Annotated in this window: 23 protein-coding genes; 12 read left to right on the top strand and 11 right to left on the bottom strand. The window is 62.3% G+C overall.

All coding sequences use genetic code 11. From position 1 onward, the window contains the following. Positions 1 to 323: 323 nt before the first annotated feature. The 8 genes from OKW20_RS21425 to OKW20_RS21390 form a co-directional block, all read right to left on the bottom strand. Positions 324 to 1220, bottom strand: coding sequence for a LysR family transcriptional regulator (locus OKW20_RS21425; RefSeq protein WP_429175058.1), 897 nt, complete (start codon positions 1218 to 1220; stop codon positions 324 to 326). Between the two features lie 57 nt (positions 1221 to 1277). After that, positions 1278 to 2810, bottom strand: a complete 1533-nt coding sequence (locus tag OKW20_RS21420; RefSeq protein ID WP_429175055.1) for an ABC transporter ATP-binding protein — start codon at positions 2808 to 2810, stop codon at positions 1278 to 1280. 5 nt (positions 2811 to 2815) lie between these two features. Further along, the gene (locus OKW20_RS21415) at positions 2816 to 3748 is read right to left on the bottom strand and encodes an ABC transporter permease (RefSeq protein WP_043621653.1); all 933 of its coding nucleotides are present in this window, start codon (positions 3746 to 3748) and stop codon (positions 2816 to 2818) included. 79 nt (positions 3749 to 3827) lie between these two features. Further along, the gene (locus tag OKW20_RS21410) at positions 3828 to 4922 is read right to left on the bottom strand and encodes an ABC transporter permease (RefSeq protein WP_429175051.1); all 1095 of its coding nucleotides are present in this window, start codon (positions 4920 to 4922) and stop codon (positions 3828 to 3830) included. 70 nt (positions 4923 to 4992) lie between these two features. Next, positions 4993 to 5982, bottom strand: a complete 990-nt coding sequence (locus OKW20_RS21405) for a BMP family protein (protein WP_429175048.1) — start codon at positions 5980 to 5982, stop codon at positions 4993 to 4995. A 54-nt stretch (positions 5983 to 6036) separates the two neighbouring features. Next, complete coding sequence (locus OKW20_RS21400) at positions 6037 to 7332, bottom strand: amidohydrolase family protein (RefSeq protein ID WP_429175045.1); 1296 nt, start codon at positions 7330 to 7332, stop codon at positions 6037 to 6039. Positions 7333 to 7555: 223 nt separating this feature from the next. Further along, positions 7556 to 8344, bottom strand: coding sequence for an aldolase (locus OKW20_RS21395; protein ID WP_429175043.1), 789 nt, complete (start codon positions 8342 to 8344; stop codon positions 7556 to 7558). Between the two features lie 191 nt (positions 8345 to 8535). Then, positions 8536 to 9432, bottom strand: coding sequence for a LysR substrate-binding domain-containing protein (locus tag OKW20_RS21390; protein WP_429175040.1), 897 nt, complete (start codon positions 9430 to 9432; stop codon positions 8536 to 8538). A gap of 164 nt (positions 9433 to 9596) precedes the next feature. Between OKW20_RS21390 and OKW20_RS21385 the strand changes: the two genes are divergently transcribed. From OKW20_RS21385 to OKW20_RS21340, 10 genes are all read left to right on the top strand, one after another. Continuing rightward, positions 9597 to 10988 (top strand): nucleobase:cation symporter-2 family protein, encoded by a 1392-nt coding sequence (locus OKW20_RS21385; protein WP_429175037.1) that lies wholly within the window; start codon positions 9597 to 9599, stop codon positions 10986 to 10988. A gap of 66 nt (positions 10989 to 11054) precedes the next feature. Next, a complete protein-coding gene (locus OKW20_RS21380; protein ID WP_429175034.1) occupies positions 11055 to 11918 on the top strand; it encodes an FAD binding domain-containing protein in 864 nt (287 codons plus the stop codon). Then, positions 11915 to 12397, top strand: coding sequence for a (2Fe-2S)-binding protein (locus tag OKW20_RS21375; protein ID WP_429175032.1), 483 nt, complete (start codon positions 11915 to 11917; stop codon positions 12395 to 12397). The genes OKW20_RS21380 and OKW20_RS21375 overlap by 4 nt, the downstream gene beginning before the upstream one ends. Continuing rightward, positions 12394 to 14700 carry a xanthine dehydrogenase family protein molybdopterin-binding subunit gene (locus tag OKW20_RS21370; protein ID WP_429175029.1) on the top strand — a complete coding sequence of 769 codons (2307 nt, stop codon included), beginning with the start codon at positions 12394 to 12396 and terminating at the stop codon, positions 14698 to 14700. Before OKW20_RS21375 ends, OKW20_RS21370 begins: the two co-directional genes overlap by 4 nt. Positions 14701 to 14702: 2 nt before the next feature. Beyond that, positions 14703 to 15830: a CobW family GTP-binding protein gene (locus tag OKW20_RS21365; protein ID WP_429175795.1), complete on the top strand. Its 1128-nt coding sequence runs from the start codon at positions 14703 to 14705 to the stop codon at positions 15828 to 15830. 399 nt (positions 15831 to 16229) lie between these two features. Then, positions 16230 to 17153 (top strand): amidohydrolase family protein, encoded by a 924-nt coding sequence (locus OKW20_RS21360; protein ID WP_043621676.1) that lies wholly within the window; start codon positions 16230 to 16232, stop codon positions 17151 to 17153. An 18-nt stretch (positions 17154 to 17171) separates the two neighbouring features. Continuing rightward, complete coding sequence (locus tag OKW20_RS21355; protein WP_034791749.1) at positions 17172 to 18116, top strand: amidohydrolase family protein; 945 nt, start codon at positions 17172 to 17174, stop codon at positions 18114 to 18116. A gap of 59 nt (positions 18117 to 18175) precedes the next feature. Continuing rightward, positions 18176 to 19549, top strand: coding sequence for a UbiD family decarboxylase (locus OKW20_RS21350; protein ID WP_429175026.1), 1374 nt, complete (start codon positions 18176 to 18178; stop codon positions 19547 to 19549). Between the two features lie 3 nt (positions 19550 to 19552). Next, the gene (locus OKW20_RS21345) at positions 19553 to 20134 is read left to right on the top strand and encodes a UbiX family flavin prenyltransferase (RefSeq protein ID WP_429175023.1); all 582 of its coding nucleotides are present in this window, start codon (positions 19553 to 19555) and stop codon (positions 20132 to 20134) included. Position 20135: 1 nt separating this feature from the next. After that, the gene (locus tag OKW20_RS21340) at positions 20136 to 21068 is read left to right on the top strand and encodes an XdhC family protein (protein WP_429175021.1); all 933 of its coding nucleotides are present in this window, start codon (positions 20136 to 20138) and stop codon (positions 21066 to 21068) included. Between the two features lie 389 nt (positions 21069 to 21457). Here the strand turns inward: OKW20_RS21340 and OKW20_RS21335 are convergent, their stop codons facing one another. Next, entirely contained in the window at positions 21458 to 21598 is a 141-nt protein-coding gene (locus OKW20_RS21335) for a hypothetical protein (protein ID WP_429175019.1), read from the bottom strand. Positions 21599 to 21738: 140 nt separating this feature from the next. Between OKW20_RS21335 and OKW20_RS21330 the strand changes: the two genes are divergently transcribed. Then, positions 21739 to 23133, top strand: a complete 1395-nt coding sequence (locus tag OKW20_RS21330; protein WP_429175016.1) for a molybdopterin-dependent oxidoreductase — start codon at positions 21739 to 21741, stop codon at positions 23131 to 23133. A gap of 179 nt (positions 23134 to 23312) precedes the next feature. Here the strand turns inward: OKW20_RS21330 and OKW20_RS21325 are convergent, their stop codons facing one another. Both OKW20_RS21325 and OKW20_RS21320 read right to left on the bottom strand, forming a co-directional pair. Further along, positions 23313 to 24119: a hypothetical protein gene (locus OKW20_RS21325; RefSeq protein ID WP_429175013.1), complete on the bottom strand. Its 807-nt coding sequence runs from the start codon at positions 24117 to 24119 to the stop codon at positions 23313 to 23315. A 222-nt stretch (positions 24120 to 24341) separates the two neighbouring features. Beyond that, complete coding sequence (locus tag OKW20_RS21320; protein WP_043621689.1) at positions 24342 to 25268, bottom strand: LysR family transcriptional regulator; 927 nt, start codon at positions 25266 to 25268, stop codon at positions 24342 to 24344. Positions 25269 to 25539: 271 nt separating this feature from the next. On the opposite strand from OKW20_RS21320, the gene OKW20_RS21315 reads away from it, so the two are divergent. Further along, positions 25540 to 26316, top strand: a complete 777-nt coding sequence (locus OKW20_RS21315; protein ID WP_192449039.1) for a 5-oxoprolinase subunit PxpA — start codon at positions 25540 to 25542, stop codon at positions 26314 to 26316. The last annotated feature ends 96 nt before the right edge of the window (positions 26317 to 26412 follow it).

Here is a 26412-nt window from a genome sequence, read left to right as displayed (position 1 = left end):
AGGGCAGTTGCTGGCACTTCGAGATACGGCCGCGCGCTTGGCACATCCGCGAACGGGTCTCGTCATCACAGGTAAGCCTACCCATCGTTATATTTCAAGAAATATAACGATGGTCGAAAACGCCCGCCATAACGGGAAGCTCAGAATTCCCGCCCGGTTTTCGTCGCTGCTTCGTTCCGCAAACAGAAGTGCAGGTCTGAAATGGAGCGCTGCCAAAAGGTTTTCTGGCAGCAATTGGCGTGAATTCACCTGTCTGGGAATACGAGAAAGGCGCCTGGAAGGCGCCATGCAGCTATGGACGGCCGGCCGTTACTCCAGGTCCCTCAGACCTGTTTCGCAACGCTGGCGATGAAGGCCGCTTTCAGATGCTCGGCGGCGGGCGAAAGGCTGTGGTGGCGCCGCTGAAGCAGCGAGACGTCGCGCATGACGATGGGGTCGATGAGATCGACCGTGGTGACCCCGACGGCGGAGGCGAGCAGTCCGGAGTTTTCCGGTAGCACCGAAACGCCCATGCCCGCGGCAATCATGCTGATCGCCGTCGTCGAAAAGCGGACTTCGTATTTCGGCCGATAGTTCGGCACGACGCGAATGAGGTTGTGCTCGACGATGTTGCGCAGCGGGTTGGAGGCGGCAAGGGTGATAAGCGTCTCGTCCTTGAGTTCGGCCCAGCGCACGGATTTGCGTTTCGCAAACCGGTGATCCTCGCGGCAGACGAGCATCAGCTTGTCGCGCAAAAGCGGAGTGGCGGCGATTTCCGGGTCTTCCTCCGAAAGGGTGCCGACGGCGATATCGACTTCGTGGCGCTTGAGCGCCGGCGTGATCTGCTCTTCAGGCATGTCACGGATGTTGACGGAGATTTCCGGATACTTTTTCAGAAACCTGGCGATGATCGGCGGCACCACTGTGGCGGCCAGCACGATCGCGGCGGCGATCGTCACCTGGCCGCGCTTCAGGGAAGCGTTGTCGCGCACGTCGCCGACGGCAAGCTCGAGGTCCTTCAGGATCTTGCGCGCTTGCGGCAGGAATTCCTGGCCGACCAGGGTCAGCGAGACCATGCGCGTGTGCCGGTCAAAGAGGCGCGCACCGATCTCCTGTTCCAGATCCCGGATGAGGATGCTGACCGCAGACTGGGTGAGATGAAGGGTGCGTGCGGCGATGTTGAACTGCCCGAGTTCCGCCACCGCGATGAAGGCCCTGAGTTGCCGCAGGGTAATGTTCATGTACGCGCGGCCTCCCGTTATCTCATTCCCATAAAAGCCCGCCAGGCCTTGGCTTGTCTACCCCGCTAGTGCCGGTTGATCCTTGTTGCCGGCCATCAGCAGGCCGAGTTCGTCGAGACGCGTGCGGTCCGGCGGCAATTCCCCAAGGATCTCGCCATGGAACATCACGAGGATGCGGTCGCAGATCGCAAACAGCTCCTCGAGTTCCGTGGAGATCAGCAGGATGGCCCGGCCGCTGTCGCGCTGGCGCAGCATTTCCTCCATCACGAACTCCATCGCGCCGATGTCGATGCCGCGCGCAAGCTGATTGACGAGGATGAAATCGGGGTCGCGCGCCAGTTCCCGCGCAACGACGAGCTTTTGCTGGTTCCCCCCTGAAAGTGCTGCGATCGGCTGGTTCTCGTCCCGGCACTTGACGCGAAACCGCTTGATCAGGTCGCGGGTGTGTTCGCCAATGACCCTGCGGTTGAGCATGCCGCCCGTCGCGAACGGCTTTTGGTCGTAGCGTTGGAGAATGGTGTTTTCACTCAGCGACAGCGGCAGCGCGATGCCGTGTTTGTGGCGGTCTTCCGGAATGTGGGAAAAGCGCCGGGCATTGATTTCGGCCGGGTCGAGCCCGGTTATGTCGTTTCCGTTGAGAACGACGCGCCCGGCATCGACCGGCAGCAGGCCGGAGAGCGCCAGCGACAGTTCCGTCTGGCCATTGCCGGATACGCCGGCAATGCCAACGATTTCGCCGGCGCGCACGTTGAGGCTCACACCGCGCACGGCCGGAAGGCCGGTCTCGGCGCGGCAGGTGAGGTTTTCCACTGAAAGCACGATACGGCCGGCAGGCTTGGGGCTGCGCGGCAGCTCCATGCGCACGTCACGGCCGACCATCATGCGCGCGAGCTCACGCGCATTCGTCTCCCCGACCTTAACCGTGTTGACGACGCGCCCGTCACGCATGACGCTGATGCGATTGCTGACCCGCATCACCTCGTCCAGCTTGTGCGAAATGAAGACGACGGTCTTTCCGTCCTTCACGAGATCGCCCATCAGGGAAAGCAGACGGTCGGTCTCCTGCGGCGTGAGAACAGCGGTCGGCTCGTCGAGGATGAGCAGGTCGATACCGTGAAACAGCACCTTCAAGATTTCCACTCGCTGCTGCTCGCCGACCGAGAGGTCTTCGACGATTGCGTCGGGACATACGTCGAGGGCGTAGCGCTCGGAAAGGGCGCGGATCTTTCGGTGGACCTTGTCGATATCGGATATGACGCTGAACGCTGAACCCTGGCCGAGGATGTAGTTTTCCGCGACCGTCAGGTTCGGCACCAGCATGAAGTGCTGGTGGACCATGCCGATGCGCTGGCGGATCGCGTCGCGCGGGCTTGCGAACCGCACCGATTGCCCCTTGTAGATGATCTCGCCCTCATCCGGCCGCACCATGCCGCATATCATGCTCATCAGCACGCTCTTGCCGGCACCGTTTTCGCCGAGCAGCGAATGGATCTCGCCTTCCTCGACTTCGAGCGAAACACCATCGCTGGCGACGATCGGGCCGAAACGTTTGCGGATATTGTCGATGCGCAGGAACGGTTTTTTCGACATGTCGATCACCTCATCTCGTAGGGCTGGCCAAGCTTGCTGGGTGCGGCGCCCTTGCCGCGGAAGGCGACCAGCGTGACGATCGTCATGATGTAGGGAAGCGCCTGGAGCACCTGGTAGGGCACGACGACGGATGCCTGTGCCTGGAGCATGAGCTGCAGCGCGTAGAACAGGCCGAAGAGCAACGAAACGAAGAAGGCACCGATCGGCGACCAGCGGGCAAAGACCACGACGGCGAGGGCGATGAAGCCGCGGCCGGAGGTGATGCCTTCGACGAACTGGTTGGAATGGCCGAGCGTCAGGAACGCGCCTCCGAGCCCCGCAAGCCCTGTGCCAACGAGCACGGCGCCATAGCGGTAGCCAACGACGCTGCGACCGGCGACGTCGACGGCCTTCGGGTGCTCGCCGACGGCGCGAAGCGTCAGGCCGAAGGAGGTACGGTAAAGTACCAGGGTGGCGAGGATGGCGACCAGCACAGTGGAATAGACGATGAGGTTTTGGCGGAAGAACGCCTCGCCGAGAAAGGGCAGGTCGCTCAGCCAGGGAATGTGGACCGGCTGGGCGATCTCGATGCCTTTGCCGGTCGAAACGTAATAGGTGCGGAAGAGAAAAGCCGTCAGGCCCATACCAAGCAGGTTGAGCGCCGCGCCAACGACGATCTGGTCCGCCTTAATGGTGATCGTGAAGAAGGCGAAGACGAGCCCGAACAGCATGCCGCCGGCAACGCCGGCCAGTAGCCCGAGCGGAATATTGCCGGTGGCTGCGGCCGCAGCGAAGCCTGAGAACGCGCCGACCAGCATCGTGCCTTCAAGCCCGATGTTGAGCACGCCGGCGCGCTCGGAAAAGACCTCGCCGATCGAGGCGAATATCAGGGGCGTGGCAAGCCTCCACGCGGCCCCGACGAGCGTCGCGAGAAAGGTGAGAGAAATCATGTCGTCCATGGGGCCGATCCTCCAGGAATGTCGCCAAAGTTTTGTTTTCCCGCGGGCGGTTTACAGCCACGTGGGAGTTTCCATGCTTTCAAGCCACTGTCCTGAGGATGTCGCGCAGCTTTGCGAAGGCGACGACCGAGAGGATGACGATGCCCTGAATGACCAGCACCAGGACCTGCGGGACCTGTGAGGTGATCTGGAGGACTTCCGAGCCGGAGCGAAGCGTCGCAAAAAGCCCGCCAGACAGGATCGCCGCCAAGGGATTGTTGCCCGCCAGGAGCGCCACAGCGATGCCCTCGAAACCATAGCCCGGCGAAATATTCTGGTAGAGCCGACGTGTGACGCCCGCCACCTCGAAGGCGCCGGCAAGACCCGCCATCGCGCCGCTGATGCACATCGCGATCATTATGTTTCGGGCGACGTTCATGCCGGCATAGCGGGCGGCATTGGGGTTGAGACCAACGACGCGTAGCGCAAAGCCGCGGCTGCTTCTCCGCAGGAAAATGTAGAGCGCAACCGCCAGAACCACCGCGACGAGGATGCCGATGTGAAGCCTGAGGTCGGTCACCAGGCGTGGCGTCCAGGCTTCGCGCACCAGCCTTGCCGATTGCGGATAGGCGGCACTCGCGTCGCGCATCGGGCCGGTGACGAGATAGCTCGTCAAGATGAGCGCGATATAGTTGAGCATGATCGTGGTGACGATCTCGCTCGCCTGAAAGCGCACCTTCAGATAGCCGGCGATCCCGGCCCAGGCAGCGCCCGCCAATGCGCCCGCCAACATCACCAGCGGCGCGTGCACCCAGACGGAAAGACCGTCGATGCTGGTGCCCACGAGTGTTGCGGCGATCGCGCCGACATAGAGCTGGCCTTCGGCGCCGATGTTCCAGATCGAACAGCGGAACGCGACGCAGAGCCCCGCGCCGATCAGGATCAGCGGCGTGGCCTTCAGGAGAATTTCTCCGACCGAGCGCATGTCCTGGAACGAGCCGAAGACCATGACGGTGACGACGTCGCTGCCGTTGAAGCCGTTCAGCCAGAGGAGGAGCGCGCCGAAGGCGAGCGCGACCAGAACCGCCGCGATGGGTGTCAGGGCGCTGATCGCAGCCTGCGAGAGTGTCCTGTAGAAAGCTTGGGCTGCTTGAGAATTCACGGTCTCACGCACTCCCTGGTTTATCTCAGCCATGGGTGTGTCCGGATATTGGTGTGACGCGGGAAGGGCTGCGGCCGGATCTCCTGCCGCAGCATGGAGGCAGCTATTGGCCGCCGGTGTTGATCTCGCCAGAGGCGATCTTGGCGCTGATCGCCTTGACCTCGGCGCGGATATCCTCCGGCACGGAGACCGGGCCGTCGTCGCGGAAGGTGAACGAGATGACCTTCGGATCCTTCAGGCCGAAAACGACGTTCTGCGCTGGCGGGTTGCCGTCCTTGATCGCGCGGACGACTTCGACCACGCCTTGTGCATAGTCGGCGACGTAGAGCCCCAGGATGTTGTTGGGCGCAACCTCGGTAAAGTCGCTGAAGATCGAGAAGGAGCGCACGTCCGGGCCGGATTCGGCAATCGCCTGGTAGCCGCCGACGGTTGCGCCCGAAGCGTTCGGCACGACGAAGTCAGCACCTTGCGAAATCATGCTGAGCGCCGCTTCCTTGGCGGCCGTCGTATCGGTGAAGTTGCCGATATAGGCTTCGCTGATCGGGAAGTCCGGATTGACGCTCTTGGCGCCGTTCTTGAAGCCGGTGAAAGCCTGCTGGATCGGTGGGATTTCCATACCGCCGACAAGACCCGCCTTGCCGCCCATTTTCGCAGCGATTACGCCCATCAGGTAGAAGGGCTGGCTGGTATCGGTGTTGAGCCCGATGACGTTGCCTTCATGGATCGCGCTCGACGAAATCAGGAAATAGGTGTCCGGATAATCGACTGCGACGTCCCGTGCGGCGTCCTGGAACTCGAAGCCGTGCCCGAGGATGACCTTGTAGCCCTGGCTGGCATAGTCGCGAAACGCCTTCTCGAACGAGGCTGGATTCTGCTGCAGTTCGACATAGCTGATCTTGGCGCCAAGCTGCTCTTCCACGCCCTTGAGCGCGTTGTAGCCGATCCGGTTCCATCCCTCCTCGGAAACGCTACCGGGCACCAGCAGGCCCATCTTGAAGTCTTCGGCTCGTGCGTGGTCCAGCCAAAGCGTTCCGGCAAGGGCCAGTCCGAGTGTGGACGCAAGCAGTGAACGACGCGAAATATCGATAATCATTTCATTCCTCCCATTAGATTGAAGTCCCAATCCCCCCGGAGCAGCCGTTCCCTTTTATGCGTCCTCCTTCAGGCGGATGTTTTCTGTGGCGCTGTGCGAGACAAGGCGCCCATTCGAGAAGACGAAAGCCCGATCCGGCCCGCCGGCAACCAGCGTGTCGGTATCGATGCAGTCGGTAATGACGAAGTCGGCGCGCGCGCCGGGTCTGAAACCGTAGTCCTTGCCAAACCCCATCAGCCGGGCAGGGGCCGCGGTGATCATGTTGTGCGCGGCGGCGAGCTCGTCTCCGCGCAGATGGCCGGCAAGCAGTGTCCAGCGGGCGATTTCCAGCATGTCGCCCGAACCGGTCGGGACGAACGGATCCTGGATGTTGTCCGACGCTGTGGCGATGGTGATGCCGGCGCGGTAGAGTTCGGCGACACGCGTCAGTCCGCGCGGCGGCAGAACGTCGTAGTCGCGGCCCTGCAGATAGAGGTTTGCCGCCGGCAGCGTCACGACGCCGACGTCCAGTTTCTTCAGGCGCTCGGCTATTCGAAGGAAATCGCGGCGCGGCAGGGCGCTCAGCACCGAGACGTGGCTGAAGACGCAGCGCCCCTGCATGCCGAAGCGCTCGACGCGATCGAGTGCGGCATCGAGAAGATGAACGCCGGCATTGAGGTGTTCGTCGAGGTGCAGGTCGATCGGCTTGCCGGATTTCACAGCGGCGGAAAACAGGATGTCGAGGTAGCGCGGCGGGTCCTCGGAAACCGCGGGCGTTCCGCCGACGGCATCGGCGAGCGCAACGGCGCCGTCGATGTTGTTGCCGAGCCAATCGAAATCCTGGCCCGGATGCGGCGTCATGAAGGCGACGAGCTGAAGCGTTATGCGGTGCTTTTCGGCATCGCGAATGGCGGCCAGCGTCTCGATGCCATGGAAACCGGCATCCTTGTCGACGTTGATGTGGCTGCGGATCGCGGTCGTGCCGCGGGAAAGACATCGCCCGATCGTGCGCGTCGCGCGCTTGTGAATGTCGTCGGGGCCGGCGGTGCGGGCGTATTTCGCAAAGGCTTCGCGGGCGCCCTGGAGCGTGCCGGAGGGATTTGGCGTAAACCGCAGCACCCCCGTCTTGTCGAGATGCTGGTGCGCGTCGACGAAGCCAGGCGAAACGAGCATGCCTGTTATGTCGATGCAGGCGCCGCAGGAACCGGTGTCGAGAAAGGGCTCGACGACTGTGATCCGCCCGTCGGCGCCGACGATGATGTCGCTTGCCGACTGCGTGCCGTCATCGTTTATGACGGTTCCGCCCTTAAGAGCAAAGGACTGACCGGGGATCAGTCTCGCGAGCAACGCAGCTGGATTTTCTCGTGCCATGTCGTCCCCCCACCTTGTTGTTATGGCGGAAAACTAAGCACGCGCTTTTAATTCAAACAAATTCATTATTTCAATTGTTTGATAAATGGATCGTAATAATTGCCGGCGGCAAGGCAACGCTCGAGCATGGCCAACCTCACGGAAAGAGGCGCCTGATCAACTGGTTGACCGACGATCTGGCACGGGCCGATGCGATCGGCTTTGGCATCGGCCCGGTTCGCAGTCAGTGCCTGTATTGCGGTTCCTCGGCATCGAGTTGCCGGCGAATGGCGGCAAGATGGGCCCGTGCCGACTCGGGATCGCCTTCGCGCATCTGCCGATACGCGGCCTCGGCGATCTCAGGGTCGACCGGCAGGACGTCGCGGCCGGTGGACATTGCAAGCACCTGCACTTCGGCGGCGCGCTCCAGATAGTAGAGATCGTCCCAGGCTTCGGCGATGTTCGGCGCCAGGACCAGCACGCCGTGGTGTTTCAGGAAGACGATATCGGCGTCGCCTGCTGCGGCGGCAATGCGGGCGCCTTCGCGATGATCGAGGGCAAGGCCGTTGTAGTTTTCATCGACCGCGGTGCGGCCGTAGAATTTCAGCGCCGTCTGGCCGGCCCAGATCAAGGGCGCGCCCTCGGTCATGGACAAGGCGGTCGCATAGGGCATGTGCGTGTGGAACGCGACCTTGGCGCGCGGCAGCCGCCGGTGGATTTCGGCATGGATGTAAAAAGCCGTCGCCTCCGGCTCACCTTCACCGTCGATGACGGTGCCGTTGAAATCGCACACCAGCAGTCTTGATGCCGTCAGCTCGCGAAAGGCATAGCCGTAGGGGTTGACGATGAAGAGGTCGTCATGGCCCGGCACGACAGCGGAAAAATGGTTGCAGATGCCCTCCTCGAAACCGTTGCGCGCCGCCATGCGGAAGCAGGCAGCCAGATCTTCCTTGGTGCTGCGGATCGCGTCCGTGGAAAGATCGGGCCGGTTGGACCTTGCCGTTTCGCTATTGCTCTTCAGGGAATGGGCCATAAGTGCTCCTGGTTTGGCTTGAGCTGGGAGCGGCGGCTGGCGGAAGGCCTGCCGCGCGCAGCGAATGCTGCGCCCTGCCTGCCCGCGGTTTCGCGGTCCAGCAGCGCGCCCAGATAACGCCGGAAAATGCGCGTGGTCAAACAGCGTGGCGTCGCGCCTGCGGGCAAGGCGCCCGGTTTCTTCGCAGATGACTAGTGTACTGATTTCAGCAGGAAGTCGCGAAACCGTCGGGCAGCCGGAGACAGCGAGCGTGTCCGCTTCTGGATCAGGCTGACCTCACGCTTGATATGCGGCTCGGTCGGCGTTCGCACGACGAGGCCCATGGAGGTCGCGAGCCTTGTGACTGCCGATGTCATGATCGCGACGCCCAGCCCGCCCTCGACCATGCCGATAATGGTCAACGGCAAGGCCACCTCCTGCATCGCCTTGTCGAACGGCAGCACGATACCGTTGCGCGCCAGTTCGCCTTCGAGGCGGTCCCTGATCGGGTTGCCGCGGTGCGGACCGATCAGCTTGCGGTCGACCAGATCGGTCCACCGAACTTCACGCTGCCTGACGAGCGGGTCCTCCGGATGAAGGACGATGAGGAATTCGTCGGTTGTCAGCCGGGTACCCATCAATTCGGTGTCGTCCTCCGGCACGGTTCCGATGCCGAGGTCCACCGAACTGTTGGTCACCTGTTCCAAGACGGCGATCTCCGCCACGTCATGGAGCGCGACGGCGATGTCGGGATAGAGCCGGGTGAAGGCGTTGACGAGCTGGGGCAGCATCAATGCCGCCTGCACGGTGCCGGCAGCAATCGAAACCTTGCCACGTCTCAACGCGTTCAGTTCGCGTGAGCTTTCGACCATGCCGTCGATGTCGGCGACGGCACGGGCGGCAACCGGCAGGATGTCCATGCCTGCCTGCGTCAGCCGCAGCAGACGCGTATGCCTGTCGAAGAGACGCAGCTTCAAGTTCTGCTCCAGCTGCCGCACCAGCGTGCTCACTGCCGACTGCGAGGAGCCGAGTCTATCGGCAGCCAGGGTGAACTGCCCCAGATTGGCGACGGTGACGAAGGCGCGAAGCTGCTTGAGCGTAATGTCCATGCCAATCCATTCATTCAATTACTATATGAATAAATATGATTGTGCCGATTGTTTGCTGATTTGGCCAGCCGCATGATCCGCGTTGTACGGCGTGCGGTGACCAGATCATGAGGCCGAAGTTGCCCTCCCACCGCGCCGGAAGCTGTTCGCTGGGAGGAAAGCGAATGCATAAATCCGATACGACCGATCCTGTCGAAAAAACCTACCCTATTCCGAGTTTGATGGCCCTTGGCCTGCAACACGTTCTCGTCATGTATGCCGGAGCGGTCGCCGTGCCGCTCATTGTCGGCAGCGCACTTCAATTGCCCAAGGAACAGATCGCGATGCTCGTCAGCGCGGATCTCTTCTGTTGCGGCATCGTCACCCTCATCCAGGCGCTCGGCATCTGGAACATCGGCATTCGCCTGCCGATCATGATGGGGATTTCGTTTACTGCCGTGCCCTCGATCATCGCAACGGGCACCAATCCCGATCTCGGCATGCCGGGCGTCATCGGTGCCGTCATCGGTTCCGGGGTGTTCACCATCCTGGTCGCCCCGTTCTTCGGCCGCTGGGTGCGGTTTTTCCCACCCGTTGTCACCGGCACGGTCATGCTGGTCATCGGCCTTTCGCTGATGCGCGTCGGGGTCAACTGGGCGGCGGGCGGTCAGCCGATGATCAAGGGCCCCGATGGCATGATGCCGAACCCTGCCTATGGCGCGCCCTTCGCGCTCGCGGTGGCCGCCATCGTGCTCATGTCGATCCTGCTCCTGACCCGTGTTCTCAAGGGCTTCATGGCCAATCTTGCTGTTCTGCTCGGGATCGGGATCGGCTTCGTGGTCGCAATCGCTGCCGGCAAGGTGGATTTCCACGGTGTTGCGCAAGCCGACTGGGTGCGCATCATTCACCCGCTCGCATTCGGATGGCCGATCTTCGAGTTCTGGTCGATCCTGTCTCTCTGTGCGGTCATGACGGTCATGATGATCGAGTCGACCGGCCAGTTCCTGGCCGTCGGCGACATGGCCGGACGCAAGATCACCGAGGCCGAGCTCACCCGGGGTTTGAGAACCGACGGTGTCGGCAACATCATCGGCGGCCTGCTCAACACCTTCACCTATACGACCTACGCGCAGAATGTCGGGCTGCTGCAGATCACCGGTGTGCTCAGCCGTTTCGTGGTGGCCGCCGGCGGCGCCATCCTGATCCTGCTCGGTTCGCTTCCAAAGGTTGCTTTCGTCAGCGCATCGATCCCGAGCTACGTCGTCGGCGGTGCGGCCATCGTGATGTTCGGCATGGTGTCGGCCACGGGGGTGAAGATCCTGTCGAAGGTGGATTTCGTCGCCAACAGGCGCAACCTCTACATCGTCGCCGTCAGCGTCGGCCTCGCCATGGTGCCGGTCGTTGCCGAGAACATCTTCGACCAGCTGCCGGCAGCGCTCGAGAAATTCCTGCACAGCGGCGTGCTCGTCGGCACCTTTGCGGCAGCATTGCTCAACATCCTCTTCAACGGTGTCCCAGCCAGGGAGCCGGTCGAGGCCGAACTCGCCGAGGGTGCGCCCGCAGCCGACCCGGCCTAGAGGGCCGCATCAAATAATCCGGCGACGCACTTCCGCCGCCGGAGCCCCAAACCCCAAGAGGAAACCATGAGACGCTTCGACTATCATCGGGCGGAAACGCTGGAGCATGCCTCCCGTCTTCTCACCGAGCTCGGCGACGACACGTTTCTGTTCAACGGAGGCACCGACCTTCTGGTCGAGATCCGCGAACGGCTGCGCCGCGTGCGCAACGTCGTCGACATCAAGCAGATCCCCGGTCTCTCCGATATCACCTATGACGAGACGCGCGGGCTCACCTTCGGGGCGCTGGTGACGGTTGGACGCCTGGAACGCCTGCCGCTGGTCGGCCAACGCTACCCGAACCTGAGGGCCGCCTTCGCTTCCCTCGGCTCCATCCAGGTGCGCAACCGCGCAACGGTGGTGGGCAATATCTGTCGCGCCTCGCCGTCGGCCGATACCATCCCGCCGCTGGTCGCGGACGGCGCCTTCGTGCACATCTACAGCCGCACCAACATGCGCATCGTGCCGATCGCTGAGTTCTTCACCGGACCCGGCAGGACCGTGCTTGCCAAGGGCGAGATCGTCACCGGCATCACCGTGCCGCCGGCAGGCGACACGACCGGCAAGGCCTACATCAAGCATGGCCGCCGCAAGGCGATGGAACTGTCCACCGTCGGCGTCGCCGTCAGCCTTTCCATGGAAGAGGGCATCTGCAGCGACATCCGCATCGCGCTTGGAGCGGTCGGCGCCACCGTGCTGCGCGCGCCGCAAGCCGAAGCCATGCTGCGCGGCACTTCGCTCGACGCGGGAACGGTTAGGGACGCCGCGAGCAAGGCGATGGAGGAATGCACGCCGATCAGCAACGTGCGCGCCAGCGCCGATTACCGCCGCGACATGGTCGGCGTGCTGACCGGCCGCGCCATCAACCAGGCATTGGAGACTTTCGCATGAAACGGATTGTCGAATTCACCGTGAACGGCGAGGCGCGCGAGATGGCGGTCGATGGCTGCCGCTCCCTGCTCGACGCGCTGCGCGACGATGTCGGTCTCACCGGCACCAAGAAGGGCTGCGACGTCGGCGACTGCGGCGCCTGCACCGTGGTCATCGACGGCGAGCCGGTCAACGCCTGCCTGGTGCTCGCCGTGGAGGCCGAGGGCCGCTTCGTCGAGACGGTCGAGGGGCTGCAACCGGGCGTCGATACGCTCCATCCGCTGCAGGATGCCTTCATGCGGCACGGCGCCTCGCAATGCGGCTTCTGCACGCCCGGCATCCTGATGATGGCCAAGAAGCTGCTCGACGACAATCCGCGCCCAACCGACGAGGACATCCGCTTCGGGCTCTCCGGCAACATCTGCCGCTGCACCGGCTACACCAAGATATTCGATGCGATCAGATCCGCCGCGCGCGAGATGGAGGCAGCAAGATCATGAACATGACCACTCCCATCGAGCAGCGCGAGTTCAAGATCGTCGGCAAGAGCGTCAAGCGCGACGACGTGCTTGAGAAGGTGACGGGCGAGGCGCAGTATACCGGCGACATCAAGCTCCCCGGCATGCTGCACGGCAAGATCAAGCGTGCGGCGATTGCCCATGCGCGCATCAAGTCGATCGACGTCAGCAAGGCGCTCGCCTATCCCGGCGTCAAGGCGGTGCTGACACACGAGACCGTGCCGCGCGTGCTGCACTACGGCTCGCCGCATCCCCGTTCGGCCTCCTGCACCAAGGACCAGTACATTCTCGACGACAAGGTGCGGTTCTGGGGCGAGGGCGTCGCCGCCGTCGCCGCGATCAGCGAGGAGATCGCCGACGAGGCGCTCGACCTGATCGAGGTGGAATACGAACCTTTGCCGGCCGTCTTTGAACCGGAGGACGCCGCCCAGCCCGGCGCGCCGCTGATCCATGAGGTCGGGCCGGGCGGCAATCTGGTGCTCGAGCCGGTTCGCGTCAATCGCGGCGACGTCGACAAGGGCTTTGCCGAGGCGGACTTCGTGCTCGAGGGCACTTTCGCAGGCGGGCGGCCGCATCCGGCCTATATGGAGCCGAACGTCTGCGTCGCCGACTGGGACGGCTCCAACAAGCTGACCTTCTGGACCTCGACTCAGACCTCCTTCATGGTGCGCGGCATCCTTGCCGAAGTGCTCGGCCTGCCACTCACCAAGGTGCGCGTGCTCGTCGATCATATGGGCGGCGGCTTCGGCGCCAAGCAGGACCTTTTCCAGCACGAGTTTCTCTGCGCGCTTCTGGCCAAGGAAACCCGCCGGCCGGTGAAAATGGAGTTCACCCGTCACGAGACTTTCGTCGCTGGTCGCTCGCGCCACCCTTGCAAGATCTGGCTGAAGCAGGGCTTCAAGAACGACGGCACGCTCGTCGCCCGCGACATGAAGCTGGTCTATGATTCAGGCGCCTACGGTTCCCATGGTCCAGGCGTGACCATCGTCGGAACCACCGCCGCCACCTCGCTCTATCGCTGCGAGAACGTGCGGCTGGAGGGGCGCTGCGTCTACACCAATACCCCGATCAACGGCGCCTTCCGCGGTTACGGGGTGGTGCAGAGCTACTATGCGCTCGACATCCAGATGGACGAAGCGGCCGAACGGCTCGGCATGGATCCGGCGGAGCTCAAGCTGAAGAATGTGGTGCGTGCGGGCGACATCGCGCCATCCGGCCATCCGATCCTCGGTCACGGGCTTGAAATCTGCCTTCAGCACGGCATTGACGTGCTCGACTGGAAGACGCTGAGGGGCCGGGATCGCACGCCCGATCCGAAGCGCCCGCATATCCGCAAGGGCTGGGGCATCGGCTGCGAGATGCACGGCTCGTCTGCCTATCCCGGCATCAAGGAACAGGGCAACGCCACGGTCAAGGTCAACGAGGACGGCACGGTGACGCTGCTGACTGGCGCTGCCGGACTTGGCACCGGAGCCCATACGGCGCTGGCGCAAATCGTTGCCGAAGAGCTCGGAGTCCGCTTCGAGGATGTCGGCGTCATCCATGGCGACACGGACGTGGTTCCATGGGACATTGGGGCCTTTGCCAGCCACACGACCTACCTGGTCGGCACGGCCGCCAAGATGGCGGCCGGCAACGTCCGCGCCGCCGTGCTCGCCAGAGCGGCGATGAAACTGCAGGTCTCGCCGGAAGAGCTTGATCTTTCCGAAGGCAAGGTCTTCCTCATTGCCGAGCCCGATCGCTGCATGACCGTGTCGGAGGCCATGGGGCCTTCGCGCGGCATCCCCGCCGCCAATATCGTCGCCAACGGCACCTATGAGCCGACGAAATCCTATTCCTTCGCCGCGCACTTCACCGAGGTCGACGTCGACATGGAAACGGGCATCGTCGAGGTCAAGCGCGTCGTGCCCGTGCACGATGTCGGCCGCGTCATCCACCCGATCGCCGCGCAAGGACAGATCGAGGGCGGCATCCAGCAGGGTATCGGCCACACGCTGACCGAGGACTACGTCATCGACAAGAAGACCGGGCGCTCGCTCAATGCGGGCCTCGTCGACTACAAGATGCCGCTGTCGATGGACATGCCCGACATCGAGACGATCATCCTCGAGGCAGCACCCGACCCCGGCGGTCCCTGGGGCGCCAAGGGCGTCGGCGAAGATCCAATCATCGCCATCGGCCCCTCCATCGCCAATGCCATCCACGACGCCATCGGCGTTCGCTTCCACCACTATCCGATCACGCCGGAAGACATCCTGAAAGCCTTGAGGGAGAAGGGCGCATGAACATGCATATCGAGCCTGCGAGCCAGCAGAAACTCCCGATCACGATCCTCACCGGGTTTCTTGGATCCGGAAAGACGACGCTGCTCAACTACATTCTCACCGAGCGTCACGGTCACCGCATCGCGGTGATCGAGAACGAATACGGCGAGGTGGACGTCGACAGCGACCTGGTGCTCGCCTCGGACGAAGAAATCTTCCAGATGCAGAACGGCTGCATCTGCTGCTTCGTCGACGTGCGCAACGATCTGATCGACGTGATGAAGAAACTCCTGAGCCACAAGGACAAGTTCGACCACATCATCGTCGAGACCTCGGGGCTTGCCGATCCGACGCCGGTCGCCACAGCCTTCTTCGTCGACCGCAGTGTCGCCGACGAAGTGGAACTCGATGCGGTCGTGACGCTGGTGGACGCGATGCATATCGACCAGCACCTCTATGATCCGGTGCTTGACGGCAGCGACAACCAGGCGGTCAACCAGATCGTCGCTGCCGACCGCATCCTCGTCAACAAGATCGACCTTGCAGAGGAGGAAGCGCTCGGCTCGCTGGAAAGCTCGTTGCGCAGGCTCAACCAGACAGCTCCCATCCTCCGCTCCAGCTACGGCAAGGTGGACCTTTCCAACATCCTCGGGGTCAAGGGATTCCGGCCGTCCTATGTGCGCGAGCGGGCGGAAATCCTCGACATCGACATGGATGACGATCACGACGCCGATCATCATCACCACGATTGCAAGGAGCCATGTTGCGATCATGCCCATCACGACCATGGGCACCACCACCATCATGACCATGGACGTGCGCCCGCGCCCCCCCTTCGGCCGCACCAGCACGATGCGACGGTGAAGTCGCACTCGTTCGTCTATCCCGAAGCCTTCGACGGTGAGAGGCTCGCGGGCTTCCTGAAGGACTATCTCGGTGCGCACGGGGGCGACATTTTTCGCACGAAGGGCATCGTTTCCGTTGCCGGCGACGACCGCTTCTTCGTGCTTCAGGCCGTGCACAAGCTCGTCGATTTCCGCCCCGACCATGCCTGGGGCAAAGACAAGCGGAAGTCGAAGTTCGTGTTCATCGGCCGCAATCTCGACCGCGAAAGTATCGACAGAAACTTGCGTGCATGCCTGGTGCCTTAGCAGCGAGTCTCCAACGCCGGACGGCGCTTGCGTAAGCATTTCTGTCTGAGCCGCCCGCGCTCCTCCAGCGCGGGCGGTTGCTGCTGTTTTCTTAAAAATAATATTTAAAAACAATAACTTAGATATATTTTTGTGTTGACAGAAATCACGCGCAGTGGTTCTCTTGAAGGCGAGTAGAAGCACCGACAATTGCTCACCGTCTGTTGGAAGATGAGGCTGCGATGTCGATGCTGATCACAAAAGGAACGCCCGGTTGCCCCGCCCTGGGAGCTTACGCGCCGGCCCGTTTTCTCCGTCTTCGGCATTTCCTGAGATCGCGGATCCACGCCCGGCTCCGGCCGGCATGGCGTTCATCGCGCGGCCCCGCATCGACCGGACCCTCTACGACAGGAGAAACCTATGATTATTGACCTGAGCTGCTATCCCACCGACCTGGTGGACCTGGCTTGGCGACACGACGGACCGCCGTTCACCGGCGACAAGCTGCTGAAGATGATGGATGGCCCATACTATGTGAACGGCAAGCCGCGCCGGATCGACAAGGCCTTCATCCAGCCGCCGCAAGGCAACACCATCTACACGCATGAGGTGATGGATCTCGAAGGCAAGGCCGCCATTCGCCAGTACATGGCCTACACGGAAAAGATGGTCACCGAGCATCCCGACCGGTTCCTCGGCTGCTTCGTCTACAATCCGCGCTACGGCACCCAGAACGGCGCCGAAGAGATCGAACGCTACGCCAAGGAATTCGATTTCAAGATGGTGCAGCTGCAGGCGAACATGCACGCCTACCGCCCGGACCGCGCGCTCGACTGGCTGCGACCGGCACTGAAGAAGTGCGCGGATCTCGGCCTGATGGTGAAGGTCCATACCGGCGACGGTCCGTACTCGATCCCGACGGAGTTCTACCCGATCATCCGCGAGTTCCCGGAAGTCAACTTCATCCTGGCGCATTTCGGCGTTCAGACCGGTGGCGTCTACGTCTTCGAGCCGATGCAGATGGCGCTCGACACGCCGAGTGTCTACGTGGAATCCGGCTGGTGCCTGCAGTCGCGCATCGTCGAATTCGCCAAGGTTCTGCCCAAGCACAAGATCCTCTTCGGCACCGACACCCCGCCGAATGAGCCGGGCATGTGGATCAATCTGCTCGAAGTCCTCTGCCACGAGCCGCCGCAGGGCCTGAACCTCGATGAGGATACGCTCGAAGACTACCTCGGCAACAACGTCGCCCGGATGATCGGGCTGGAAGCGACCAAGCCGCCGGCCACCGTCGAGGAAGCCGAGGCGTATCTGCGCCAGCACGGCGTCGCCCTTGCCGCGTAAACTTGAACGGAGTGAACAATGATCATCGATACCCATCTTCACCCGACCAACCTCGTCGACGAGGCGTGGCGTCACACGGGCGAGCCCTTCACCGGCGAGCGCATGCTCAAGCTGATGGACGGTCCCTACATGATCAACGGCAAGCCGCGCCGGATCGACATGGGCTTCATCCAGCCGCCGCCGGGCAACACCGGCTACCGTGACGGCAACCGCAAGGGTCGCGACGGCATTCGCGACTACATGGCCTATTGTGCCGAGCTTTGCCAGAAGTACCCGGACCGCTTCATCGGCAACTTCAACTACAACCCGCGCTGGGGACCTGAAAACGGCGCGGCGGAGCTGGAATTCCACGTTAAGGAATACGGCTTCAAGATGCTGAAGCTGCACGCCAACATGCACGGCTACCGGCCCGACCGCGCGCTCGACTGGCTGCGTCCGGCGATGAAGAAGTGCGCCGAACTCGGCGTCGTGGTGCTCATCCACACCGGCGACGGACCTTACACCATCCCGACGATGTTCTACCCGATCATCCGCGAGTTTCCGATGGTCAACTTCATCATCGGCCACTTCGGCATCCAGACCGGCGGCAACTACTCGTTCGAGTCCTTCTGGATGGCGATGGATACGCCGAACGTTTACTGCGAGTCCGGCTGGTGCTTCCAGTCGCGCATCGTGGAGTTCGCCCAGCAGCTGCCGAAGAACAAGATCGTCTTCGGCACGGACAGCCCGCCGAACGATCCGGGCATGTGGCTGCGCGAGCTTGAAGTGCTCTGCAAGGATCCGCCGCACGGCATCAACCTCTCCGAGGACGATCTCGAAGGCTATCTCGGCAACAACATCGCCAAGCTCGTCGGCATCGATCCGTCGCCGCCGCCGCGCGACCTGAGGGACGCGCAGGCGCGCCTGAAGGACAGCTACGCCGGTGTCGACCGGGCCACGGGCAAGCACAAGGAATTTGCCTGAGTAAAGACGACGGCGCCCATCCGGGCGCCGTCACCCTCCAGTCGCGTCGAGGCCAAGATATGACCCAGTACCATAAGCAAGATGTCCGCAGCTTCCTCGCCGACTACCGGGCGGAGCACCCCGAAGATGTCATCACCGTCGACCAGCCGGTCTCGGACGATCAGGATGCGACGGCGCTGATCTGGAATCTGGCCGAGCGGGGGCAACACCCGATGTTGCACCTGAAGAACGTCAGCGGCGTCAGTAGCGAAGTGCTCTGCAACATCTTTGCCTCGCGCGACCGTATCGCCCGTCTGCTCGGTTCGACCGCCGACAGGCTGCACGAGGCCTACCAGGCGCGCGCCAACCGGCCGTTCACACCGGAGGTCTTGAAAGAAGGTCCGATCACCGAGGAGATCATCTCGGGCGATGCCGTCGATCTCGACGCGCTGCCGATGCTCAAGCACTTCGACACCGATCGGGCGAAATACATCACCAGCGGCATCATCATCGGCGAGCATCCGGAAACCGGCGCCGGCAATCTCAGCTACCACCGCGCGATGATCCATTCGAAGAATTCGCTCGCAACATCGCTGCATTCGCGCGGCCATCTCTGGCGGCTGATGAACATGGCCAAGGAGAAGGGCAGGCCGATGCCGGTTGCGATGGTCATCGGCGGGCATCCGCTCTTCATGATCGCGGCCTCTGCCCGCCTTGCCTTCGGCGAAGACGAACGCGATGTCGCCGGCGGCCTGATGGGCGAACCGCTCCAGGTGGTGCGGACGCCGAAATACGGTATCCGTGTTCCCGCCCATGCCGAGATCGTGCTCGAAGGCGTGCTGGATCCCGAGGCGCATGTGGAGGAGGGGCCGTTCGGTGAGTTCACCGGCTATTCCTCCGACCGCTCGACCAACAACCTCTTCACCGTCGAAACCGTGATGCGCCGGCGCGACGCGATCCTCGTCAGCGTCGCCGGCGGCAATTCGGCCGAACACCTCAATCTCGGCCGCGTGCCACGCGAGGCGGAGGTGGTGGAGAAACTGAAGGCGCGGTTTCCCTCGATCACCGCCGTGCACTACCCCTCGTCCGGCACGCATTTTCACGCCTACATCGCCATGAACCAGACGCGTGAGGGGGAAGCCCGGCAGGTCATGCTCGGTCTTCTCGGCTGGGACCAGTATCTGAAGACCGTCGTCGTGGTGGACGCGGATGTCGATATTACCCGCGACAGCGAGGTGCTCTGGGCGCTTGCCACCCATTTCCAGCCGCACAAGGACGTCGTCATCATCGAGGGCCTGCCGGGCAACGCGCTCGACCCCTCGGCCAGTGGCATCGGTACGACTTCGCGGATGGGGCTCGATGCGACGCGCGGCCCGAATTTCCATGGCGTGCGCGCCCGCATCAGCGACGAGGCAAGCGCACGCGCCATGACCCTCCTCAAAAGCGTGGGATAGGCGATGACCCATCCAAGACGCATGATCGTCGGCATTTCGGGCGCCTCAGGCGTGGTCTACGGCAAGCGCCTGCTCGAACTGCTGCGTGATCTCGAGATCGAGACGCATCTGATCATGTCCCGTGCGGCCTGCATTACGCTTGCGGCGGAGGCGACGTTCTCCAGGCAGGACTTGGAAGCGCTGGCGACGACCACCCATTCCAACAAGGATATCGGCGCCGTCTGCTCCTCCGGTTCCTACAAAACTCTGGGCATGATCGTCGCCCCCTGTTCGGTAAAGACGCTGGCCGAGATCGCCACGGGCACGACGGACAATCTCATTTCCCGCGCAGCCGACGTGGTGCTGAAGGAGCGCCGGCGCCTCGTGCTGATGCTGAGAGAAACACCGCTCCATCTCGGTCATATCCGCAACATGGCGCAGGTGACCGAAATGGGCGCCATCATCTATCCGCCTGTCCCGGCCTTTTATGCGAAACCCCAGAGCATCGAAGACATGGTCGACCACACCGTCGGCCGCGTGCTCGATCTCTTTGATCTCGACCCGGGTATCGTGCGCCGCTGGCGGGGAACGCAGGGAGTGGAGTGAGATGACGATCCGCATAGCCGCCGATCCGGAAACGCTTGCGCCAGAACCGCGCGCGGCCTTCCTGTCCGACGATGCGATCGAGATATTGTCCTTTGCTGCTCGATCGCTCGAAGATAGCCAGCCGACGGCCCTCATCACGCTCGTCGACATTCGCGGCGGTGCGGCGCGCGCCCTTGGTGCGCAAATGGTCGTGCGCGGCGATGGTCTCTATTGCGGTTTCGTCTCCGGCGGTTGCACCGAAGCGGCCGTCGCCGCAGACGCAATGTCTGCCCTGAACAAGGGCATGGATCGTCTTCTTCGACTTGGCGAAGGGTCCCCGTTTTTCGATATTGTCCTGCCCTGTGGCGGCGGCATTACCCTTGCGATCCATGTATTGGAGGACGCAGCCGTCTTGAGCCAGGCGCTATCCGCGCTTCAACGTCGCTCGCCGGTGGGACTGCGCTATCACCCTGGCAAGCGCACGCTTTCATTGCAGCGCGGTGAGGAGGCAAGCGGTTGGTATGGCGATTGCTTTGTGCGCGCCTACCGACCAAGGCCGCGGGTCGTGATCGCCGGCACGCCGCTGGAGATCGACACGGTTAGGCGCATTGCCGTTGCGGCCGGTTATGAGACCGTCACGCTCGAGCGCGGCCAGATACCGTCGCCAGACGAACTCGACGCCGATACCGCTGTCGCGCTCCTATTCCACGACATCGATCGCGAGCTGCCGCTGCTCAACGCAGCGCTGGCGTCGCGTGCGTTCTACATCGGCGCCCTCGGCAGCCGCCGGACCCACGCGAAACGCTGCCAGCTCCTGCGCGATTGCGGGGGAGATGAGCGCCTGCTTTCTCGGATCAAGGCGCCGATCGGCCTTTTCGACAAGGCAAGGGATGCACGTTCACTCGCAGTATCGGTCGTGGCCGATATCGCACATGCGCGCCTGCGGCTCGATTGAATGTAGGCCTCGCAATCCGACAATAGAGGCCCTCAATCCAGCGTCGATCGCCAACGGTGCCTGTTGCCACGCCGATTGCTTGCATTGGCGCCCGGAGCTCTTGATGAGCGGTATTGGACACGACTGGCTTGATGGTTTTGGAAGCGAGGCCAGAAAACATACGTCCGCGCTTTCGTCATGTTTCAAACGCACCGCGAGGCAATGCTTCTCCACGCCTTGTGCCACTGAAACCGCATGATGCATCGGCGGGAACGCTTTAGCCGCGTTCTCCGCCGCTATGGCCATCTGGGCGGGGCGGACGAACACTCCACACACGCGCTCGAGACGAATGCAATGGCGTCGATGGTGCCGCTCGGCTCGGGCGCAGCACCATCGACGGTCATCTGGCGTCAGAACTGCTTTCCGGCCTTCACTTTGCCGCCAACGGCTTTTTCGCCGTCGCCTTCGATGTCGAAGAGCATATCGGCCGAAAGCATCCAGAGGTCGGCCGTTTCAAGCGAGAGGCCGGCCGTGAGCGAAACGCGCAGCACCAAAAAAATCCGGCCTGAGATTCTGGTCGCAAGGCCGCGCGGTTCTATTTGATCATGCGAGTGCTGAAATGGCCTGAAGACAACCACTGATCGTATGAGGCCGACCTGACGTTCGCTGCCGCTCGAAAATGGAGGTCCCCTTGCCGTTGTTCATTGTGCATCATCACCGCTCGCACGAAGCCTTCCTGGCGGGTGATCCGGTCAAGGGCGCGACGCTCCTGAACCATTTGAGCCGGCCAAACGCTGCTCGCCACGGTGTGTTGATCAAGGGGGAAGCGGTCGCGCAGGGCTCACATTTGCTGGTGCTCATTGCAGAGGCAGCGGATGAAGCGATCCTTCAGGCTTTTTTGGCACCCCTGCGTGAAGCCGGGGATGTCGATGTGATGCCAGCGGTGACGTTCGCCGCGATGGTGTCGAGCGGTGGATGCGCGGAACATCCAGTGGATGTCTCGGCAGATACACTTGATCTGGCAGAGGCCTGCCAGGATGCAGCCGAGGCCGGTCTTCTCATCCACAGCGTCAATCCGTTGAATGGCGAGACCTCGGTGCCGGACCTTGCAGGCGGAGCCGTGATGCCAAACGGTCGGTTCTACCTGCGCAACCACTTCGACATTCCGGCCCTTGGCGGCGACACTTACCGGCTTTCGATCGGCGGACTGGTCGAAAGGCCGTTGGAACTGAGCATGAGGGAGCTTCATAATCTTCATGCCGAAACCCGGGTGGTGACGCTTGAATGCGCTGGCAATGGCCGCAGCCTCTTCGATCCGGCCGTGCCCGGCGAAGCCTGGGGGCTAGGCGCCGTCAGCACCGCAGAGTGGACCGGTGTTCGCCTGATGGACGTGCTTGAGCGGGCGGGACTGCGAGCCGGCGCGAGCGAGTTCACCTTTCGCGGCGCCGACAGCGGGGTCGTTGACGGGCATGATGCGCCGGTCCGTTTTGAACGCGGCCTCAGCCTGGAGCAGGTCCGGGAAACGGATGCGATTCTTGCCTATGACATGAACGGCGAACCGCTGTCGCCGCTTCACGGCTATCCGTTGCGGCTGATTGTGCCCGGCTGGTATGCGGTGGCGTCCGTCAAGTGGCTGACCGAGATTAGCGTTACCGACAAAGCCTGCGATGCGTACTACCAGGCGGAGAAGTACTGGTACGAGTGGACGCGAAATGGGCACGATGAACGCGCGCAGGTGAAGCTGATGAACGTGCGAGCGTTGATATCGTCGCCTGGAGAGGGGGAGAGCCTTTCGCGCGGCGACACCGCGATCCGTGGGGTCGCGTGGTCGGGCACTGGGGCCATTTCCAGGGTCGATGTCAGCCTAAACGGCGGCCCGTGGCGCGAGGCGCGGCTCGTTGGCGAACGACGACACTCTGCCTGGCAATGGTGGGAGTTGATCACTCGACTTGAGGAGATCGGTCCACTCACCGTGCGCGCACGCGCCACCGACATGACAGGCCACACGCAACCCGAGCGCGCCGAATGGAACCGTCTCGGCTACGGCAATAACTCGATCCACTCCGTCGCAGCGCGGGTGCTCTGAGGAACGGGGGGCGGGCGTTTCAGGCCGCGTTGTTTCACGGTTGTGACGCCGCACCCAATAGGCCTTCCCGGATTAGCCGCGCCATGCTCGCTTCCACGATGACGAGCGGCGCGACGCACACAACTCACCGCCTCGATGACCCCAAGGCCCAATCGGAATTCAGCGCATGGGCTCTCGCTTTACTTCAGCGTCTCGATAATCGCGTCGACGTCCCTGCAATCCTGTTCAGAGGGGTTCGATCCAGTTCTCGCCTCGATAGCCATCGTCGCATCATGCGCCGCCTTGACCCGTGCAATCATCGTTGGAGACTGGTCCTTCATGAGCAGGTTGGAGGTCAACTCCACAACCTCGACAGTGCGGCGGTTGAATTCGAGCTCGCTGCATGCTCCGGCGACCGAAGCGTCATCGGTGTCGGCTCCTGCGGCATCAGCGCCTGAACTTGCGTCAGAAGCAAGCAGGCTCACCGTCGAAACGGCAAGCTCGCAGGCGGGGGCGAATTGCTCAGCCTTGTCTTCTTGATAGACGCATTCGAAATTGTAGGCCTTGCCGTCGCGTACGGTGAAAACGTAGCGATTGATGGCGACGGTTTTGAACCTCTTTTTGGTGAAGACCATATCGACAGCCGGCTGGCCGAGCATGGTTGTCATGGTCGACGACCTGAATTTGATGGCCGGCAGGACCGCGATAGCCTTCGTAAAGTCGTCGACGATGGTCTGACGGTTCTTCTCGGTCGCATCCGCGATATCGCCGGGATCGCGCGGCCCGAGGAAGGTAATGAGCACATCGCCGTTGTTCGCGCTGGAGGCGGTAACTCCGGTGGCGTCGCCGCTCCCGTCGGCAAACATATAGCTCACTGTGAAGCCATGCGGATACTGGAACCTGTACGATCCATCGGCGGGTTCAAAGGTTTGTGTGTCCTGCGCGAGGCTTCCCGTGGGTATTGCGAGGGCGAGCGCTATCAGCGCGGTACGAGCGACGAAAGACATGGGACTCCAAATGAAAAGCAGCCTGTGAGCTTCAAGCCAAATTGACCAGGACCAATCCGCACTTAGCTCAGGCTACGCCGAAATTGGCGTTTGTCCGCGAGCGCAAAGTACGGGAAAATGCAACTTCTAGTCCAGAGAGGACTGAATGTCGACTGCTCCTGGCGACGCAGGAGATGTGCAGCCCCAGCCTGGGCTCCCCGGATCGGCACAGGACAGTACGGGTCACTCCGCTCCGAACGAACTGGACCGAACGCCCGGCAGATGAAAGCTCTGCTGGAAATAGGAACGAAGCGCCGTCATGGCCGGCGTGAACTCCGCGCCTCGGCGCCAGGCAAGCCCGACATCCATCGCCGGAACTGCGTCGCGCACGTCGATCGTTTCGATGCGGCGCCCTTCCAGTGACCAGGGACGGTGAACCATATCGGAGAGGATCGCCACGCCCTGGCTGTTGGCTACCAGAGACCGAACCGCCTCGACCGACGAGGTCCGAAGGATGACGCGCGGTTGATAGGTCGATGCGCTCCAGTATTTGAGCGAGGTATGAGCGGCCTCATCGACCGTCAGCATGATATAGGGTTCCTGGGCGATCTCGCGAAAGCCGACATTGTCGCGCGCAAGCAGCGGATGCTGGGCGGGAACCCAGAGACGCCGCGTCGAACTCATGAGTTTTTCGGTCTGAAGCGCGGGATTGAGGATATTGGAGGTGAGCAGGACGGCCATATCGTAGCGGTTCGTCAGCAACCCCTCCTCGATCGACTCACGATTGAGTTCGTACAACTGAACCTCGAGCTTCGGGAATAGCCGCCGAAGCCGCTCTATATGTTGCGGCAGGAAGTAGCCGATCACCGTATAGGTGGCGGCTATAGCCAGCGTACCCTCCACCGAACTGCTCACCACGTTGAGATGCGTTGCCTCATCGACCTTCTTCAGGATCTCGTAGGCATGCGATAGAAACTGACGGCCTGCCATGGTCAGATCCATGCCGCTCGGCGTGCGCAGGAAGAGGCTGGCGCCCACGATGCGCTCCAACTCCTTGATCGCGGTGGTAATCGCTGACTGCGAAATGGAGAGATCGACGGCAGCCTGCGAGATCTGCCCGAGTTCGGCGGTGGCGACGAAATAGCGAAGCTGGCGAAGGCTGATCGACATCCACTTCTCTTCTGATTTTTCGATAGCGCAGGCTGGAAAATCAGAAAGCCTGCCCGCTCCTTGTGCAGATACTTGACTGCGTTTCGTGCAGACCCGCGTAAACGGCCGTATTAACGGTATTTTCTCATAGGCGATTTTGCAACTGCGAATTCTGAAAAACAGATATAGGGCATATGAAAATAGAATTTTTCAAATGCAATAAATGCTCATAGCGTTTCCCTATTGAAGGTTTGGCCGGCTTTCGAGGCGGCCCTGATCGAAGGGAATGGTCTTGCTCGACGTCGTCGACATCAACTGTGACATGGGAGAAGCCTTCGGTCGCTGGCACATAGGCGACACGGACGATGCGACGCTCATGGCGCTGATCAGCTCCGCCAACATTGCCGCGGGCTTCCACGCCGGGGATCCCAATCTGATGGACGAGACCGTGCGGCTTGCCGCCGAGCATGGCGTCGGCATTGGGGCGCACCCAGGTTACCGTGACTTGCAGGGCTTCGGCCGTCGCAAGATCGCCGGCACCGCACGCGAACTGGTCAACGATATCGTCTACCAGGTGGGCGCCATCCGCGAATTTGCAAGACGGCACGGCACCAGCCTGCAGCATGTGAAGCCGCACGGCGCGCTTTACATGGAGATGGCGGTCAACCGCGAACTCTCCCAGATCTTCCTGCAATATATGCGCACGGTGGCACCGACCGCCTTTGTCTTCTGCATGGCCGGTTCGGAGACGGACATCGCCGCACGCGAAGTCGGGCAGCCAGTCATTCGCGAGTTCTATGCCGATCGCGACTACGACGACAGTGGCTCGATCGTCTTTACCCGCGATGCCGGGCGTCCCGACCCGGCCGCGATCGCACGCAAGGTGGTGCGCGCCTGCAAGGAAGGGCGCGTGCGCACCGTGACCGGCAGCGACATCGAGATCGCGTTCGAATCCATCTGTTTCCATTCCGACACGCTCGGCGCACTCGATATCGTGCGCCGCATGCGGGAAGCGCTTGCGGCGGAGGGTATCCGCATCGCTCCTGTTTCACAGCTTAAAGTGGGGTGAGGAAAGGTGTGGGCGGCACTTCGCCCGCATTCTGCCCCAACCAATGAGAACCGATCACGTTTATGGCTTTGGTCGCTCCGACCGGTTGCATCGTGA

The sequence above is a fragment of the Ensifer sp. LBL genome (assembly GCF_050435225.1).
In the GTDB taxonomy this organism is placed as follows: Bacteria; Pseudomonadota; Alphaproteobacteria; order Rhizobiales; family Rhizobiaceae; genus Ensifer.
The sequence above is the reverse complement of the archived record's forward strand: the minus strand, read 5'-3'. Positions and strand labels throughout refer to the sequence as shown.